Annotated in this window: 13 protein-coding genes; 10 read left to right on the plus strand and 3 right to left on the minus strand. The window is 63.7% G+C overall.

Going from position 1 to position 16,177, the window contains the following annotated elements:
• Positions 1–4 precede the first annotated feature (4 nt).
• Positions 5–1,240 carry an LptF/LptG family permease gene (locus AC6UAL_RS01505; protein WP_500681583.1) on the plus strand — a complete coding sequence of 412 codons (1,236 nt, stop codon included), beginning with the start codon at positions 5–7 and terminating at the stop codon, positions 1,238–1,240.
• Between the two features lie 349 nt (positions 1,241–1,589).
• Here the strand turns inward: AC6UAL_RS01505 and AC6UAL_RS01510 are convergent, their stop codons facing one another.
• Both AC6UAL_RS01510 and AC6UAL_RS01515 read right to left on the minus strand, forming a co-directional pair.
• On the minus strand, positions 1,590–2,144 hold the full coding sequence (locus tag AC6UAL_RS01510) for a 50S ribosomal protein L25 (protein WP_500681584.1): 555 nt from the start codon (positions 2,142–2,144) through the stop codon (positions 1,590–1,592).
• A 170-nt stretch (positions 2,145–2,314) separates the two neighbouring features.
• Positions 2,315–3,859, minus strand: a complete 1,545-nt coding sequence (locus AC6UAL_RS01515; protein ID WP_500681585.1) for an HDIG domain-containing metalloprotein — start codon at positions 3,857–3,859, stop codon at positions 2,315–2,317.
• Between the two features lie 401 nt (positions 3,860–4,260).
• Between AC6UAL_RS01515 and AC6UAL_RS01520 the strand changes: the two genes are divergently transcribed.
• On the plus strand, positions 4,261–4,935 hold the full coding sequence (locus AC6UAL_RS01520) for an OmpH/Skp family outer membrane protein (RefSeq protein ID WP_500681586.1): 675 nt from the start codon (positions 4,261–4,263) through the stop codon (positions 4,933–4,935).
• Between the two features lie 53 nt (positions 4,936–4,988).
• Complete coding sequence (gene lpxD / locus AC6UAL_RS01525) at positions 4,989–6,071, plus strand: UDP-3-O-(3-hydroxymyristoyl)glucosamine N-acyltransferase (protein WP_500681587.1); 1,083 nt, start codon at positions 4,989–4,991, stop codon at positions 6,069–6,071.
• Positions 6,072–6,199: 128 nt separating this feature from the next.
• Here lpxD and AC6UAL_RS01530 read toward each other — a convergent pair whose 3' ends face one another.
• Positions 6,200–6,673 (minus strand): hypothetical protein, encoded by a 474-nt coding sequence (locus tag AC6UAL_RS01530; RefSeq protein ID WP_500681588.1) that lies wholly within the window; start codon positions 6,671–6,673, stop codon positions 6,200–6,202.
• Positions 6,674–6,807: 134 nt separating this feature from the next.
• Here AC6UAL_RS01530 and AC6UAL_RS01535 point away from each other — a divergent pair, with 134 nt between their 5' ends.
• The 7 genes from AC6UAL_RS01535 to queC all read left to right on the plus strand — a co-directional run bounded on the left by AC6UAL_RS01535 (position 6,808) and on the right by queC (position 16,159).
• Positions 6,808–8,214, plus strand: coding sequence for an MBL fold metallo-hydrolase RNA specificity domain-containing protein (locus tag AC6UAL_RS01535; RefSeq protein ID WP_500681589.1), 1,407 nt, complete (start codon positions 6,808–6,810; stop codon positions 8,212–8,214).
• A gap of 57 nt (positions 8,215–8,271) precedes the next feature.
• Positions 8,272–10,233: an ankyrin repeat domain-containing protein gene (locus tag AC6UAL_RS01540; RefSeq protein WP_500681590.1), complete on the plus strand. Its 1,962-nt coding sequence runs from the start codon at positions 8,272–8,274 to the stop codon at positions 10,231–10,233.
• The gene (locus AC6UAL_RS01545) at positions 10,226–11,563 is read left to right on the plus strand and encodes a hypothetical protein (protein ID WP_500681591.1); all 1,338 of its coding nucleotides are present in this window, start codon (positions 10,226–10,228) and stop codon (positions 11,561–11,563) included. The genes AC6UAL_RS01540 and AC6UAL_RS01545 overlap by 8 nt, the downstream gene beginning before the upstream one ends.
• Positions 11,556–13,502, plus strand: coding sequence for a hypothetical protein (locus AC6UAL_RS01550; protein ID WP_500681592.1), 1,947 nt, complete (start codon positions 11,556–11,558; stop codon positions 13,500–13,502). Before AC6UAL_RS01545 ends, AC6UAL_RS01550 begins: the two co-directional genes overlap by 8 nt.
• A gap of 34 nt (positions 13,503–13,536) precedes the next feature.
• A complete protein-coding gene (gene cysS / locus AC6UAL_RS01555) occupies positions 13,537–14,955 on the plus strand; it encodes a cysteine--tRNA ligase (protein WP_500681593.1) in 1,419 nt (472 codons plus the stop codon).
• A gap of 38 nt (positions 14,956–14,993) precedes the next feature.
• Complete coding sequence (gene queF / locus AC6UAL_RS01560; RefSeq protein ID WP_500681594.1) at positions 14,994–15,416, plus strand: preQ(1) synthase; 423 nt, start codon at positions 14,994–14,996, stop codon at positions 15,414–15,416.
• Positions 15,417–15,502: 86 nt separating this feature from the next.
• Complete coding sequence (gene queC, locus AC6UAL_RS01565; protein WP_500681595.1) at positions 15,503–16,159, plus strand: 7-cyano-7-deazaguanine synthase QueC; 657 nt, start codon at positions 15,503–15,505, stop codon at positions 16,157–16,159.
• Positions 16,160–16,177: the final 18 nt, after the last annotated feature.

A 16,177-nucleotide genomic window follows, 5' to 3' on the forward strand; every position in this document is an offset into this window, starting at 1 on the left:
CGCCATGAAGACGCTCGACCGCTACATTCTCTTTCAGCTCATCACCGTCACGGCGCTGGGGGTTCTCTCTCTGACGCTGCTGATGCTGCTCGGTCAGCTCTTCAAAGAGCTGCACTCGCTGTTGGTGGAGAGCGGAGCACCGCCGAGCATCGTCGTTGACTTCATTCTGCAGGTCATTCCCTTCTCGCTGACCTTCACGGTGCCGTGGGGCTTTCTGACGGCCGTGCTGTTGGTGTACGGAAGGCTGGCGGCAGACAATGAGCTGACGTCGATGCGCATGGCCGGGCTGAGCCTCTGGCGCCTGAGTGCGCCGGCCATCGGGCTTGCCATTGTGCTGTCGGGGCTCTGCTACTACATCAACATCGAGATCGCCCCCAAGGGCAAGCAGGCGATGAGCGAACTGGTCATGCGCGCCGCGACGGACAATCCGCGCAACCTGCTCAATGCCTCGCAGGACGCGACGCGCATCGACAAGACGCAGCTCTACATCGAGAAACGCAGCGGGGATGATATTCTCGGCCTGCACGTCTACCCCGTCGATGACAGCGGCACCCCCTCGCCCACCATGGGCAACTTTGACGCCATGCACGCCGAGAAGGCTCGCATCGGCACCTTTGATGAACAGCAGCGCATCCTCTCGCTCGAGTTGAGCCACTGCACCATCGAGGCTCACGAGAAGGATGCAACGCACCTCGTCATGGTGGAGAGCATGCCCATGCGCATCCACATCCCGCTGCGCACGCACCGCAAGCTCAAACCCAACCGCTTCACCAACAGTGAAATAGCCGACGTCCTCACCCACACGGAGAGAGTCGCACCCATCGACCTCGCCGCGATGAAGGGCTACAGCACGGCAGCCGGTCGGCAGGAGGCTTTTCCCTGCGCGTCCTTCCTCTGGGCGACGGCTCTCTCTGATGCCGAGTATTACCAGCGCGGTATGAATCAAAAGAACATCAGCGCATTCAAGACGGAGGGAGTTCAGCGAGCCTCTTTCGCCTGCGCCTGCCTCGTCTTTGCGCTCATCGGTGTTCCGCTGGCCATCACGGCGCGACGCCGCGACACGTCGACGGGCTTTTTCCTCGGCATCATGGTGGCCGCCCTTTATTTCATGGCTCTCGTGCTCTGCGAGCTGTCGCGCAAGTCGAGCGGCATCACGCCCTACATCGTACTCTGGCTGCCCAACGTGATCGGCATCGCCTTCGCCATCTGGCAGCACCGGAGAGCCAAATACCGCGGTTGAGCGGCGCGGCTCGCCGAGCTGCGGGAACGGCGCTGCGTTTTCCCCTTTTCCTGCCCGGCCCCCTCTCCCGCCTGCCCCCTTTCCCCGCCCTGCCTTTTCCGGCCCTTGCCGCGGCTGCCCGCAGTTTCGCGCCCTCGCATCGACTACCCTGAGCTGACCGACGCAGCCGTCGCGCCCTCCTCGCCTGTTGCGCCCTCGGCTCAGAGCGAGCCCCTGCCCCTTCGCTCGGCAGCTTGTCGGAGAGAAGGCAAGCAGGGGCCAGAGAGCATGCTCCCCACACCAAAACAAACGCCCTGCGTCCCTTCAAGGGGCGCAGGGCCTTGTAAATACAACTGAAATCAGCGAGCTATCAGGGCTTGACCACCGAGGCCAACACCACCGTGCCGTTGAAGGGCGAGGTCACGTTCTCAGGCAGCTGCACCTGGCTCATGCGGAGGGACTCGTTGAGCTTGATGCCCGAGATATCCGCCTCGAGGTGCGTCGGCAGATCCTTGACGGCGGCGCGAACGGGCACCTCGTAAATGATCTGGTTGACCTGACCGCCCATGCTCACGCCGACCGGCGTGCCCTTGAGGCGGAGCTCGACCTTGGCGCGCACCACCGTCTCAGGCGTCACGGCCTGAAAGTCGAGGTGCGTCGTCGTGTCATTGAGGAAGTTGCGCTGCACGTTCTTGATGAGCGTGAACATCTTCTCTCCGTCGATGTCGAGCTCGACGACGAGGCTGTCGGTCTCCTTGTCCGCAAGCAGAGCGCGGACGTCCGCAGCCTTGGCCTGGATGTTGATGTTCTTCTCGATGTGCGGGCCGTAGACGACGCCGGGCAGGTAGCCCTGAGCACGGAGAGCGTTGAGCTTGCCGGTGCCGACAACCTCACGCTTGCTGACCTTGAGTGTATACTCTGTCATGGTATCAGAATCGAATGAAATGTTGTTTTGTCTGGAGTTCTTCCGACGTCGGTGCGTCCGATATCACCCGCCGGGTTTATCTCGCCTGAGCCACGAGGCGGAGGCGGACCCGCAGGGTAGCACTCCCCGCATCGATTGTCAAGCAAAATCAGCGAAAAGCGCCCGTTATTTCACACAGCGCCCCCGTTCTTCGAGGCGTCGGGATACTGGATGCGGCTGTGGTGGCTGGCGCATACACCCTTGATGAGCGCCTCTTTCATCAGGTCGATTTCGCCGAGGGTGAGACCGCAGTCGTTGAGGTGACCATCGAGAATGCGGCTGCGGAAGATGTTTTCAATCATATTGCGGTAGTCATCTTCCGTCGCGTGGTTGAGGGATCGGGTCGCGCTTTCAACGGCGTCTGCCATGCTGACGATGGCGCTTTCGCAAGACTGCGGAATCGGCCCCTTGTAGGTGTAGACGGCTCGGTCGACGGGCTGGGGGCAGGTGTCCGTCAAGCCCTCGTCAAACTTGCGCTTGGCCTCGTCGTAGAGGTCGCAGGCTTTGCGGTAAAAGAAGTAGACCAGCGAGCGGCCATGGTGTTCGCGAATCACGTCGATGATGCGCGACTCGAGTCCGTTTGACTGCGCGAGCTTCACGCCGTCATCGACGTGGCCGAGGATGATGCGCGCACTCGCCTCCGGCGTCATGCGGCTGTGGGGCGTCTGCGCTTGGTCGGCGATGTTTTCCGAAAAGTATTCCGGCCTCTGCAACTTGCCGATGTCATGAAAGAGAGCGCAGGCTTCGACCATGTCCGCATCCGCCTTCAGCGCGACGGCGGCGGACTTCGCCAGCAGGCTCACCTCCTGACAGTGCGAATAGGTGCCTGGGGCGGTCTCCTTGAGCTTGTTGAGCAAGGGGTGGTTCGTGTCCGCCCGCTCCTTCCACGTCATGGGCGTAAAGAGGCTCGAGAGCGTTTCGAGCACCGGCAGCGCACCGGCAAAGATAATCACCGTGAGCAGGTTGACCCCCATCGTCACGGCGAAGGCAATGCTGAGGCTCTTGGCTCGCCAGACGGTGCCGTCAAAGTAAAAATAGTTGAGCAACACCACGGTGAGATACACAATCAGACCGGTGACGATGCCGCCGACCAGCGGCTCGGAGCGCTTCTCGTAGCGCGCGTAATTGGTGCTGACAACGCCGGCCAGCAAGCTGATAATGAGATAGTTAACGGCAACCTCCGACGAATCGCCGGGGAACATGGCCACGCCGAAAAGCGCACAGGCCAGCGCCGTATACACCCCGAGCGGGCGCCCGGCCAGCACCGTCACCGTCACCGGCGCGAGCATGTAGGGCATGACCAGCAGCAGATGGCGCGGCCGGATGTACTCGAGCTCGACGTACGAATCGACGAGGTTGTAGCAGAAGGAGATCATCCAGAGGATGAGCATCTGCAACACCACCATGAAAAAGGCCATGCCCAGCTTGCGGCAGGTCTGCTGCTGGAAGACATGCGACACGGCACTCAGAGACCAGAGGACAAAGGAGCCGATGACAATCCAGGTGACGCGGTATGCCGCGCTCGACACATCGGGCGCCGCAGCCGAAGCCGCCGCGCAGATGCAGAGGGTGCCGAGAATCGCCACGCAGAGCATGGCTCGCGGGTTCGAGTCCAGCTGCACGGGGCGGCTGTCGCTGGTCGGCACGCCCAGCAATTTGGCGAAAAAGGGACTCATGTCGTATGCGTGTCGGGGCATTATAGCAAGCGCAGACGGCCTTGTCAAGAGACCCCTCCGGACCTCGCGCACACGCAGCCTCGCGCTGACACACAAGGCTTCCGGCGCAGCTTCCCCCGCCTCCGTCTTTCCGTGGCTCAGGAGCTGCTCTCTGACTCAGGGGCGGGAATCGACTCGAGGCGGAGGAGAAAAGCGGAAACAAGCCATCCGCGAATGAAGAGCAGAGGAGGGGCCTGTCTCCGCCGCAGAAAAGACGACGCGCGCTCTCTACCCGAACCGAGCGCGGATGCGCCGCTTTGCATGTCATGACGCAACTTGCGGCGTCTGCGGCTAAATCGCGTGCTTGACTTCCGAAAAAAACAGACTAAAATGAGTGAACCGATAATCATCTATTCATCACCATGAAATACACCATGATTTCCGCCGTGGCGCTTGCCGCCTCCGCCCTCACCGGCATGGCTCAGGCCGACACCAAGGTAGCCGCCGTCAATGTCCGTGAAGTTTTCCTCTCCTACCACAAGAGATTCGACGTTGAGGAAAAGTCGCAGAAGCTGCTGGCCTCCATCCGCCAGGAAGTCGAGGGGCGCCAGAAGAAAATCACGGCTCTGCAGGAAGAAATCAAGGCTTTGGCCGCTCAGGGAGACTCCAGCCTCTCCGAGTCCCGCATGCGCCAGCTGCGCGAGGAGTACGATCGCAAGATGAATGAGCTTCGCGCTCTTGAGAACGAGCTGCGCGACTTTGTCCAGCGCCGCGAGGTCGGGCTCAACAAGGTGCGTCAGGACATGCTGCGCGTCGTCTTTACCGATATCAGCAAGGTCATTCAGGATATCGCGGCCAAGGGAGACTACGACCTTGTCATCAATTCCTCTTCCGCCAGCACCCAGGTCGGCGGCCTGAGCATCGCGACGGAGACCTTCCCCTACGTCAAGGATTCGCTCAACGTCACGCCCGAGGTGATCAAGGCTCTCAACGCCGATGCCCCTGCCGGCTTCAACCCCGAGGAGGCTCAGCGCAAGCTCGTCGAGCAGGTCGGAGCCATGACTTCGGGAGCTGAGGGCGAAGAGGCAAAGAAGTAACCGCCCGTCGCTCCGCTCCTCGCTGCAATCACTCTTCAACATCGCGTCTGCCCATGAACCTCAGTTTCGATGATGTTCTCAGGCTCACCGGCGGCAAAGCCGTCCGCGAGGCAGCTCCCGATCTTTGCATATCGGGAGTGGCCACGCTGGCGGAGGCTCAGCCGGGCGAGGCCGCTTTCCTCGGCAACGAGAAGTATTTTCACGACTACCTGAGCACGAAGGCCTCGCTCGTCCTGATTCCGCCCGGACTGCCCCGCCACCCCGAGGGGACGGCTCTCATCGAGGTCGAAAACCCGTCGCTGGCGTTCAACGCATTGGTGGATCACTTCATGAAGGCGGCGTCCGACTTCGTGCCCGGCATTGCTCCCGGGGCTTTCGTCGATCCGTCCGCGAAGCTTGATGCCGCCAAGGTGCGGGTGTCTCCCGGTGCCGTGATCGAGGCGGATGCCGTCATCGGCGACGGCTGTGATATTGGTCCGGGCTGCGTCATCGGCAAGGCTGCCGTGCTGGGGCGCGATTGCAAGCTCCACGCCCGCGTGGTGGTGCGCGAGCGCTGCATTCTGGGCAATCACGTGGTGATTCAGCCCGGCGCCGTCATCGGCGGCGACGGTTTCGGCTTCCTGCTCAACAAGGAGACGGGGCGCTACGAGACCGTCGATCAGGTGGGCATCGTTGAGATCGGTGACAACGTCGACATCGGCGCCAACACGACGATCGACCGCGCCCGCTTCGGCCGCACCGTCATCGGCGAAGGCAGCAAGATTGACAACCTCGTCATGATTGCCCACAACGTTCAAATCGGCCCGCACACGGTCATTGTCTCGCAGAGCGGCATTGCCGGCAGCACGAAATTGGGCAGCTACGTGACGATTGCCGCGCAGTGCGGTATTGCCGGGCATTTGGATGTCGGCGACCGCGTGGTGCTCGCGGCACGCAGCGGCGTCATGAACAACCTTGAGGCGGGCAAGACCTACTGGGGAGCTCCCGCCGTCCTCTTCAAGGAGGCCGGCATGCAGTACGCCGCCATCAAGCACCTGCCTCAGGCCGTCAAGCAGCTGCGCTCGCTCCAGAAACAGGCCGACGAGATCAAAGAGCTCATCCGCCAAGCCATGGGCGAGCAGGGTGCAGACGCCTGAACGAGTTCTGCCCGCTTTTCTCACCGCGACAGCAAAAGCCCGTTGCCGACATGAAGGCAACGGGCTTTTCGCGTCGCAGCCCTGTCGGCTCCGGCGGGCAGCGGCGCCGTCAGAAGGCTGCACCCTTCTCAGTTCAGAGCCGCCAGCCACGCAGCGGCGGCCTCGGGCACAGGCGCTCCGTCGGCCATTTTGAGCTGCACCTTACCCTGAGCATCGAGCGAAGCCTCCTCCACCCCGGGAAAGAGGCGCAGCAACCCGAGCAGCTCCGACGGCTCGCGAAGCGAATCGAGATAAGCCTGCACGGCGGCATCGACCAGCTTCTGCAAGGGGGCGCGATCAAGCGCATCCGCCCACTTGCGCAACTCCTTGCCGGTATAGGACGAGAGAGCGTCCGCCGTCAGCCGTCGCGCGAGCTGCCCGGCCGGAATCAGCATGCAGAGCAGCTCAGGCTCATCGAGATAGCCCGGTCGCAGCTCGCCCGTCTTCGTCATGATCACACCATCGCAGGGCGACATGTTGTTCTGAGCGATCACCGCCTCGGAAAGCGCCTCCTGACGAAGCTCGAATGCCGGGTGCGGAGCCGCCGCGTAATCAATCTTCATGGCGGCAGTATACACGGAAAACACGCCGCATTCAAGAGCTATCGCCGCAAAGCTCCCGCCACATTCTTGCATGCGATGACATTTCAGGGAAGAAACCGCTTGCTTTCACTCAGCAAATCGGCTAGAATCAGAGCATGAAAATCTGCTTCTGCGGCGCAGCGGAGACCACCACGGGCTCCCAACATCTCATTGAAGTCAACGGCAAGCGCATTCTGCTTGACTGCGGCATGTATCAGGGTCACCGCGAAGACGAGCTTCGCATCAACCGCGACTTCCCCTACTTCGACCCCAAAAGCATCGACATCGTCGTGCTGTCACACGCGCATATCGACCATTCCGGCAATCTGCCCAACCTCGTCAAAAAGGGCTTTCCGGGCTACATCTACACCACCTACGCGACGCGCGACCTCTGCCAGATCATGCTCGCGGATGCCGCCCGCATCCAAGCCAGCGACGTCGCCTTCCTCAACAAGATGGATCGCCGACGAGGCGGCGGCGGTGACGTGGCGCAGGTCATCTACACCGAGCAGGACGCCGAACTCTGCCTGCGCCGTTTCATCACTTTGGGCTACGAGATGAGCTTCCCGCTCGCACCGGGCATCACGCTGACCTTCTATGACGCGGGCCACATCCTCGGCGCGGCCCAAGTGGTGCTCGACATCGATGACGAGGCGGACGGCCGACACAAACGCCTGCTCTTCTCCGGCGACGTAGGACGCGGCAACAACGAGCTGCTGCGCGATCCCGTACCCGTTCCCGACGTCGACATCATGCTCATGGAGAGCACCTACGGCGGGCGGCACCACGACGCACCCAGCCGCGATGACGAGACCTTCTGCCGCACGATACGCAGCGCCATGAAGCGCGGCGGCAACGTCTACATTCCCTCCTTCGCCGTCGAGCGCACGCAGCAGCTGCTCTACATCCTCAACAGAGCCTACCGCGAGGGGCGCCTGCCGAACTACCCCGTCTACGTCGACAGCCCCATGGCCGTGAGCGCCACGGAAATCTTCCGCATCCACCCCGAGTGCTTCAACAAAGAAGTCTACGACTTCCTCTTTGAAGAGCGCGACCCCTTCGGCTTCGAGCAGCTGCACATGGTGCGCACCGTCACCGAATCCCAGCGTCTCAACACCATGCGCGAGCGCGCCATCATCATCTCCGCCTCGGGCATGTGCGAGGCCGGGCGCATTCTCCACCACCTCAAAAACGGCATCAGTCGGGACAACAACACCGTGCTCTTCGTCGGCTACTGCGCGGCCAACACCCTCGGTCGGCGCATCCTCAACGGCGACCGCGAAGTTCGCATTCTCGGTGACGTGTACCCCGTGCGGGCGCAAATCTGCTCGCTGGATTCGTTCTCGGGCCACGCGGACCACGACGAACTGCTCGCGTACTTCCGCAGAACCGGCGGCAGCAAGAGCAAAGTCTTCCTGGTCCACGGCGAACGCGAGTGCTGCGCCGCCATCAAAGAAGCCCTCCAAGAGATCCACGACGGCGAAGTGCACGTCGGGCATCTGAAGAGCGTCGTTGAGTGCTGACGTTATTTACGGCTTTTACGGCTTGCAAGCGGCGGGAGGCTGTACTACAATGAGACCATGATCGGATCGGGAGCACGACGCGCGCTTCTTCTGCTGAGCGCGGGAGTAGCCATGTGCGGCTGCGGAGAAGCGCCGCGCGGCCACGCCACGGAGGAAGCGGCCGTCGAGTTCGCCGAGCTCAGAGACAGCATCAACCCCGAGACTCTCGTCGATCTCGACGAGACGCAGATAGCGGCCCTCCGAAGCCTCATCAGGCATTTTGCCGAAACGGCCGATGCCCGCTACTGCCTGCCCACCGGCGAAGGCGGATATAACATGCTGCATCTAGCCTGCTTCTTCAAAAAGCCCGAGCTGGCCCGATGCCTGCTCATCGACGGCGCCGATCCGAATGCGCGAGCGACGGACAAGGATTTCGACGGGCATGACGTGCCCGGCGACACGCCGCTCTCCTTCGCGCTGACCGAATACGGCCTCGGGGAAGACGATCCGGCCGTCACCGAGCGTCTACTGGAGGTTTTGGTGGCGGGCGGAGCCGACCTCCGGCTCGACGGGCCGAGCGGCACCCCGCTGCTCATCGTCGCCTGCCGCCAGAGCCACGAGAGCGTTCTGCTCAAACTGCTCGATCTGGGTCTGCCTGTTACCGATATGATCGGGGTCGGGGAGCGGAGCATCCCCTGCACGGCCGCTCCGGCCGCCAACGGATGGAGCAAGGCTCTCGTCCGCCTGCTGGATGCGCTACCGCACGGCAGCGCCGACCATTCGGCGCTCAACGTGCTGGCGGAAGCGGCCGTCGGAGCCGCTCCGGGCTCGCTGGACTGCATGAAGCTGCTCATCGCCCGCGGAGCCGACGTCAATGCCCCCGGATGCGAGGGCGAAACACCGCTCTATGCGGCAGCCAAGCTCAACTACGAGCTGCGCCACAGCATGGATGCGCTCAGCCGAGACACCGAGGAACGCTGCCGACGGCTTGAAGAAGCCATTGCCCTGCTGCTGCGGGAAGGCGCCGACCCCCTGCTGGCCGCAGGCAGCGCCGACAGCAACGAATTCCCCGGCTTCACGGCGGCGGACTTCATCGCCAGCAGTCCGCAGCTGCTCGAAAAACTGCGCCGCGAGCAACTGGAGTTCACCCCGCCCACGCAGAACTTCAGCTCGGGCATCGCCCTGCTCTCGGAGATATGCCGCTACTCGCTCTACCCCGACTTTCGCCTGCGCGACGAAGACTTCGACCGCGTCGCCGCCGCGCTGACCCCGACGCCCGAAATGGCGCAGTCCGAGCTCTGCGAGATGGCCATACCCAAGGCCCTTGCCATGCTGGCGCGGCACGACCCCGAGCGCTGCGCCGAGCTGATTCAGCGTCTGCCGCTCTGGCAGCACCCGAGCGAAGAAGCCCCGGGAGCCGAGCTCTGCCACCACCTCTACGCCCTCCTCGTCCAAAGCATCCGAGACACCCCGGATCTCGTCCTGCCCGCCGACTTCATCAAAGCGCAGGCGGAAAAGGCTCTGGCGGAAGACGACGGCGAGCTCAGCGCCCTGCTGCTCGAACTGCTGGCCCGCTGCCCCGATGCGGAACCCGCCATCGAGCCGCTTCTCAACGACGAGCGCCTGCCCCTTGCCGCCGGCGCGTGGCGCGCCCTGCTCCTCTGCCGAGGGCTTCCGACCGGGCAGGACCAAAACGTGCAGGAGTGGCTGAACCGCCACGGCCGGACGGCCGACTCGGAGGTTCTGGCCCGGGCCCTGCGCCTGAGCTCTCTGCAAGAGCTCTGGTTCGGCAAACTCAGCCGTCAACAAATCGAGCAGCTGCTGCAAGACATCGCCGAACTCGGCATCCCCCGAGCCGAAACATTCTACCGCGAACTCTCGCAGAATCTCGACCGACCCGACAAACTCGACGAGCTCGCCGCAGGCATGGCCTCCGCCGCCTTCGAGCTTGAAATGGCCACCTCCCGCTACATCTTCCGCCATGCGGACGCCTTCTTGGCGCCGATCTCCGCAACAGCAAGCGAAGCCCACCATGAATAAAGCGTACAGACAGTCCCTTCTGCCTCTGTTGCCCCTTCTGCTGCAAGTCCCGCAGCTCCGGGCGGCCGAAGACGGCAGCGCTGTGCCGACTCCGGCGGAGCCACCTGCTGCGGCCCCCGCTCCCCCGCCTTCCGCGCCCGGGAACACCGCCCCGATAGCGCGCTCGGGCACGCAGGATCACGAACTGCTCGAAGCGAGCCGACTGCTGGCGGCCCGAGGCAAGATGCCGGATTGCATCACCGAGCTGCTCCGCAATCGCATCCGCAGCCTGCTTCACAAAGGCGCCAACCCCCTGACGACGACGCCGGAGGGAAACAGCGCCCAGCTCTACCTGATGGCCGACGGCGATTTCTACCGCCAACTGCTGGACGACAAACTGGTCGGTGCGCTGCCGAAGGAGAGCCCCGCCGACGACAGCCTCGCCTCCCTCATCAACTACATCCGCAAAAAGCTCAGGCAGTGGGACAGCGACCTGCCCGAGCCCGCCCGGCAAGAGCTGCTTGCCGCAGCCGTCAAACCGCTGGCACCCCGGGCTTGGGAGCTGCTCGACGAGCTGATGAGCCGCCCGCTCTCGGGCCCCGTGCAGAAAAACGCCATGGCCAACACCCTGCGCTTCCTGCAGCTGGCCGACGGCGCTGACTTCGACAAGCGCATGGCCGAGCTCCCCTACTGGGAGCACGCCGAACACTTCATCGAGAGCACGCCGGGCGCCCTGCTCGAAATCCTGCGCGACCTGCGCTGCACCATCCCTTCAGATAAACTGCGGCAAGCCGCGGCCCGGCTCCGCACCATGCTGCCGGCCTCCGTCGACGATCAAATCGACTGCAACGCCGCCGCCCCTCTCGCCCTAATTCTCGACATGCTGATGAATCAGGAAGGCGACAAAGCCTGGCCGGACATCGAGCCCTACCTCAGCTCCCACGACCCCCAAATGGTGTGCGCCGCGCGCGTCATGCAACTCCGCCATCTCGGGCTTCCCGAGCCGGAAGCCGACCGGCTCGCCCCCTACCGCGAGCGGCTCAGCGGCGTCCACGCCGAACAACTCGAAGAGCTCATCACCTGCTGCCGCATCCACCGCGCCGTCACGCGCGATGAACCCGCCCTGATGCAGGCCGGAGACTTGGAAAAAGCGCCGGGCATCCTCCACAATCTCGGGGCCCACGCGCACGCCCGAATCATCGAAAAAGCTCTCACCCTCGGGCCCCTCACCGATGAGCGCTGGCAGAACCTGCGCCAGCAATACATCTATGAACGCAGCGACAGCCCGAAGCTCCGCGCGGCACAGTTCATCCTCGACCACCCCGAGCTCTTTGCAACCGACCATGATTGACCGCTCGAAGCTCTCGCGGCTGCTGGGCGCTTCCCGATACCTCCACGCCGTCTTCGCCCTGATTTTCCTGCTCAGCAGCGCCCTGCTCCTCTGGCAGCCCAAACTCGCGTGGCTGCCCGAGTGGGCGGCGGACGCCGCCCTGCCCGGCATGATCGTCACCTGCTGCTTCCTCGGCTCCGTCATCCTCGCCGCAGCCGTCATGCTCTACTACCTGGTGACGCTGCGCTACACGCCCTCCCTCATCCACCTCCTGTACTGGCTGGCAAGCTGGGGCATCGCCGCCGGCCTCTGGGTCACCATAGCCTTGGTGGCCGACACGCCGCCGCTCCCCCTGCCGCGGGACACCAACCCCATCCAAAACAACGACATCCTCTACAACGCCGGCGATCGTCTGAGGGGGCCGAGTTCGCTCTGCCTGCACATCGGCGATGCCGATGTGCAAACGAGCACCGTGGCCCTCACGCCCAACCTCAGCCGCCTCGAACAAGAGCATACCGACTTGCTCGAGCAATACCTGAGCCGCGCGCCCCGTTGGTCGCACACCCCGCGCACGCAAGCCTTCCACACCGAACCCGGTCACATGATGGTCTGCCTGCCCACGCGCAATAACACCCTGCGCGTCGTGCATGCCAACTTCTGCTCGCTCGAAAACGGCAGCGAACTGCCGGAAGGCTATATCGTCGTCAAGCCGGGAGATCGCATGCCCTCCCCCGCAGCCAGCGGAGAATCCATGCCCGACATCGCCATCGACCTCGGCGGTCGGCACTACCTGCAACTCGCGGCACGCGGCATGCAGAACGCCGAAGAGTGCAAACAAGCTCTCAACGCCGCCCTGCAAGCCATCGACGCAAGCATGCAGGAGCTCGCCGAAAAACCCGACGAAGCCACCATCGAAGCCATGTGCAACGGCCAAAGGAGCATCGCGGGCAGCACGCCCGAGCTCCGCGTCTCGGAGCCCCTCACCCAAGTCGGCGTCTATCAGGCTGAAATCTACTGCAACACCCGTGAGCCCGGCCTCCTCACCCTCGTCATCTCCGACCTGAGCAACAACGAAATGCTCCGCATCTTCAACTGCGAAGCCCGTTTCTCCGACGAGAAAGACATTCTCTTCCGGCACGACATCCCCGGTGACGCCCTGCTGCCCGAGCCCCTCAGAAAGACCGGCAAACAGCAGCATGCCAACCTGCCGCTCTTCATCATCAAAAAAGGCGAAGCCCACAACTTCTTCGGCGTCTCCTTCGAAGTCTGGTTCAGACCGAGCGACAAAGATCACCCGAAGCAGCTGATTCTCCGCCGATGCTACAGGGTGCAGCCCTTCCCGACGGCACCTGCGGCCACCGGAATCTCCGAGCCTCCCTCCCGAAACCCCGGCAGTGACAACCCCGGCAGTGACAACCCCGGCGACCGCGAGGCGGCATCGCAGCATGAGCAACCCGGCGCCATCTTCTTCCCGAGCAGCGACGAGTGCAGCACCCAGATCAAAGAAGTCATACGCCAATGGCGGCAGGCTCGCCAGCACGCCCAAGACAAGCCGGAAGAAGCCCCCGCCGACACAGCGCAGCCCGCACCCAAGCCCGAAGCCGTAGCTCAACCCGAAGCCGCACCCGAGCCTAAGTCCACAGCTCAACCCGAAGCCACAGCTCAGCCTGCGGCCGCAGCTCAACCCGTAGCCGCACCCGAGCCCAAGGCCACAGCTCAGCCCGCAGCCGCGCCTGAGCCTGCGGCGGCCACCCCCCGGCCCGAGGCCGAAGCTCAGCCTGCGGCCACCCCCGAGCGAGAAACCGCAGCTCAGCCCGCAGCCGCGCCTGAGCCTGCGGCGGCCACCCCCCGGCCCGAGGCCGAAGCTCAGCCTGCGGCCACCCCCGAGCGAGAAACCGCAGCTCAGCCCGCGGCCGCAGCGCAAGCCGAGGCCGCCCCCGTAAGCGCAAGTGAAGCTTGACAGCAGCGCCGAATCGGGGCATACTGGCGCTGCTATGTTGAACTTATACGATACACAGTCGGGAGCTCTGAAGCTCGTGCAGGCGGAAGACGGAAAGACACTCCGCTTCTACTGTTGCGGACCGACCGTGTATGCGGCGGCCCACATCGGCAACTTCCGCACCTTCGTCGTGCAGGATGTGTTTCGCCGCGTCGTCGAGCTGGGCGGGCTGCGCACCAAGCATGTGCGCAACATCACCGATGTGGACGACAAGACCATCCGCAACTCCCAAGCTCAGCATCAGGCGCTGGCCGACTACACCGCCGTCTGGACGGAGAAATTTCACGCCGACTGCAAGGCGCTCAACTGCCTGCCTCCGCATGTCGAACCCAGCGCCGTCGGCCACATCAAAGAGCAGATCGAGCTCGTCGAAAAACTCATGGAGAAGGGGCACGCCTACCGCAGTGAAGACGGCTCCGTCTACTTCCGCATCTCCTCGTACAGCGACTACGGCCGCTTGGCGCACCTCGATCGCCAAGAGCTCAACCTCGGCAAAACGGCCAACACCCGCGCCGACGCCGACGAGTATGAAAAAGACAGCGTGGCAGACTTCGTCCTCTGGAAGGCGCGCCGCCCCGAGGACGGCCCGAACTACTGGCCCTCGCCCTGGGGAGAAGGCCGCCCCGGCTGGCACTTGGAATGCTCGGCGATGAGCCACAAATACCTCGGCGACACCTTTGACCTGCATTCCGGCGGCGTCGACCTCATCTTCCCCCACCACGAAAACGAGATTGCACAGAGCCGCTGCGCCTGCGGCGGCGAGAGTGCCCGCCACTGGTTCCACGTGACGCACCTGCTCGTCGACGGCGCCAAGATGAGCAAGAGCCTCGGCAACATGTACACCCTCGACCAGCTCAGCGACATGGGCTACAGCCCTGCCGCCCTGCGCTACGTGCTGGCGGGCGCCTACTACCGCCGCCCGCTCAACTTCACCCTCAGCGGCCTCAAAGACGCCACCGCCGCGCTCAACAAACTCGGCCGCTTCGACAAAGAGCTCGCGGCCGCCTGCCCCGCCGCCAAAGAACCGACCTACCGAGACCTCCTCAAAAATCGCCCCGACCCCGGCATCTTCGCGCCGGCATGGGCCAGCCTGGAGGACGATCTCAACACCCCCGAAGCCCTCGGCCACGTCTTCAGCGCCATCAAGAGCGTCAAAGCCGCCGAACTCAAGCCGGCCGAAGCCGAGGCCCTGCGGCGCAGCTTCCGCCTCATCACCGAGGCGCTGGGCCTGCAACTGCCTGACCCCGATGCACAAATCGAAGTCCCCGACGACATCCGCGCCATCGCCGAAGAACGCTGGGCCGCCCGACAAGAGAAAAACTGGGCCAAAGCCGACGAGCTGCGAGCCAAACTCGCCGAGCTCGGCTGGGCCATGAAAGACGGCAAGAATGAATACCGCCTCACGAAAGCGTGAGGCGGCAGCAACGGCACCCCGAACCCCTCATCACCGGAATGGACACCACACCCAACGCTGATCTCACCCTGCTGGGCAAACACTCGGCCTTCTTCAGCTCGCCCGACGACGCCAAACTCGAAGCCTTCCCCAACCGCTCCCCGCAGCGCCCCTACGTCATCGAGCTCAACACCAGCGAATTCTCGTCGCTCTGCCCCGTCACCGGCCAGCCCGACAGCTGCCACCTGACCATCACCTACAGCCCGGCCGCCAAAATCGTTGAGACCAAGAGCCTCAAGTATTATCTGGCCTCCTACCGCAACTATCCCGCCTTCAACGAGCAGATCGTCAACCGCATCCTCGACGACCTCGTCGCCGCCATCGACCCTGCATGGATGAAGGTGGAGGGCCGCTTCGGGGCACGCGGCGGCATCCGGCTGACAACGATCGCCGAGCACAAGCCCGAGAATCGCCCCAACTGAGCCGCCCCGTCCCCACCTCACCCCACCCCGCCTCATTTCCTCAGCTTTTCACCTCTTTTTTCCCCGAAAAAACGCACCGTCCCCACATGAAAGTCGCCGTACTCCTCTCGGGCGGCCTCGACTCCGTCACCGCCCTCCACTGGGCCAAAACCCGGCACGAAGTCATCTGCGCCCTCTCCTTCCGCTACGGCAGCAACCACGCCGAGCAGGAACTCGCCTGCGCCCGCTGGCAAGCCGAGCAGCTCCAAGTCCCCTACATCGAAATCGACATCCAAGCCATTGCACAGCACCTCAGCAGTGCCCTCCTCAGCGGCGCGGACGCCATTCCCACCGAAGAGTACGCCGACAAAAACATGAAGCAAACCGTCGTACCCTTCCGCAACGGCATCTTCCTCGCCATCGCCGCCGGCATCGCCGAGAGCAAAGGAGCCGAAGGCATCGTGATCGCCGCGCACTCGGGCGACCACGACCTCTACCCCGACTGCCGCGAAGAATTCATGATGGCCATGAGCCTCGCCATCCACCTCGGCACCTACGCCAAGCTCGAAATTGTCCGCCCCTTCATCGACAGCAGCAAAGAAGAAATCGTCCAGCTCGGAGCCATGCTCGACGTCGACTTCGCCCACACCTACTCCTGCTATAAAGGCGGCGAACACCACTGCGGCCTCTGCGGCACCTGCCGCGAACGCCGCAACGCCTTCATCGCCGCCGACATCCCCGACCCCACCATCTACGACGCCTGAGCCCCGCCGCGCCGCCCG

Origin of the sequence: Candidatus Parakkermansia intestinigallinarum, assembly GCF_944389695.1 — a bacterium.
GTDB classification, from domain to species: domain Bacteria; phylum Verrucomicrobiota; class Verrucomicrobiia; order Verrucomicrobiales; family Akkermansiaceae; genus Akkermansia; species Akkermansia intestinigallinarum.

What these genes read in the sequence shown, in the direction of transcription:
- AC6UAL_RS01505 (WP_500681583.1), top strand. Translation starts at nt 5, where the DNA reads ATGAAGACGCTCGACCGCTACATTCTCTTTCAGCTCATCACCGTCACG.
- AC6UAL_RS01510 (WP_500681584.1), bottom strand. Translation starts at nt 2,144, where the DNA reads ATGACAGAGTATACACTCAAGGTCAGCAAGCGTGAGGTTGTCGGCACC.
- AC6UAL_RS01515 (WP_500681585.1), bottom strand. Translation starts at nt 3,859, where the DNA reads ATGAGTCCCTTTTTCGCCAAATTGCTGGGCGTGCCGACCAGCGACAGC.
- AC6UAL_RS01520 (WP_500681586.1), top strand. Translation starts at nt 4,261, where the DNA reads ATGAAATACACCATGATTTCCGCCGTGGCGCTTGCCGCCTCCGCCCTC.
- lpxD (WP_500681587.1), top strand. Translation starts at nt 4,989, where the DNA reads ATGAACCTCAGTTTCGATGATGTTCTCAGGCTCACCGGCGGCAAAGCC.
- AC6UAL_RS01530 (WP_500681588.1), bottom strand. Translation starts at nt 6,673, where the DNA reads ATGAAGATTGATTACGCGGCGGCTCCGCACCCGGCATTCGAGCTTCGT.
- AC6UAL_RS01535 (WP_500681589.1), top strand. Translation starts at nt 6,808, where the DNA reads ATGAAAATCTGCTTCTGCGGCGCAGCGGAGACCACCACGGGCTCCCAA.
- AC6UAL_RS01540 (WP_500681590.1), top strand. Translation starts at nt 8,272, where the DNA reads ATGATCGGATCGGGAGCACGACGCGCGCTTCTTCTGCTGAGCGCGGGA.
- AC6UAL_RS01545 (WP_500681591.1), top strand. Translation starts at nt 10,226, where the DNA reads ATGAATAAAGCGTACAGACAGTCCCTTCTGCCTCTGTTGCCCCTTCTG.
- AC6UAL_RS01550 (WP_500681592.1), top strand. Translation starts at nt 11,556, where the DNA reads ATGATTGACCGCTCGAAGCTCTCGCGGCTGCTGGGCGCTTCCCGATAC.
- cysS (WP_500681593.1), top strand. Translation starts at nt 13,537, where the DNA reads ATGTTGAACTTATACGATACACAGTCGGGAGCTCTGAAGCTCGTGCAG.
- queF (WP_500681594.1), top strand. Translation starts at nt 14,994, where the DNA reads ATGGACACCACACCCAACGCTGATCTCACCCTGCTGGGCAAACACTCG.
- queC (WP_500681595.1), top strand. Translation starts at nt 15,503, where the DNA reads ATGAAAGTCGCCGTACTCCTCTCGGGCGGCCTCGACTCCGTCACCGCC.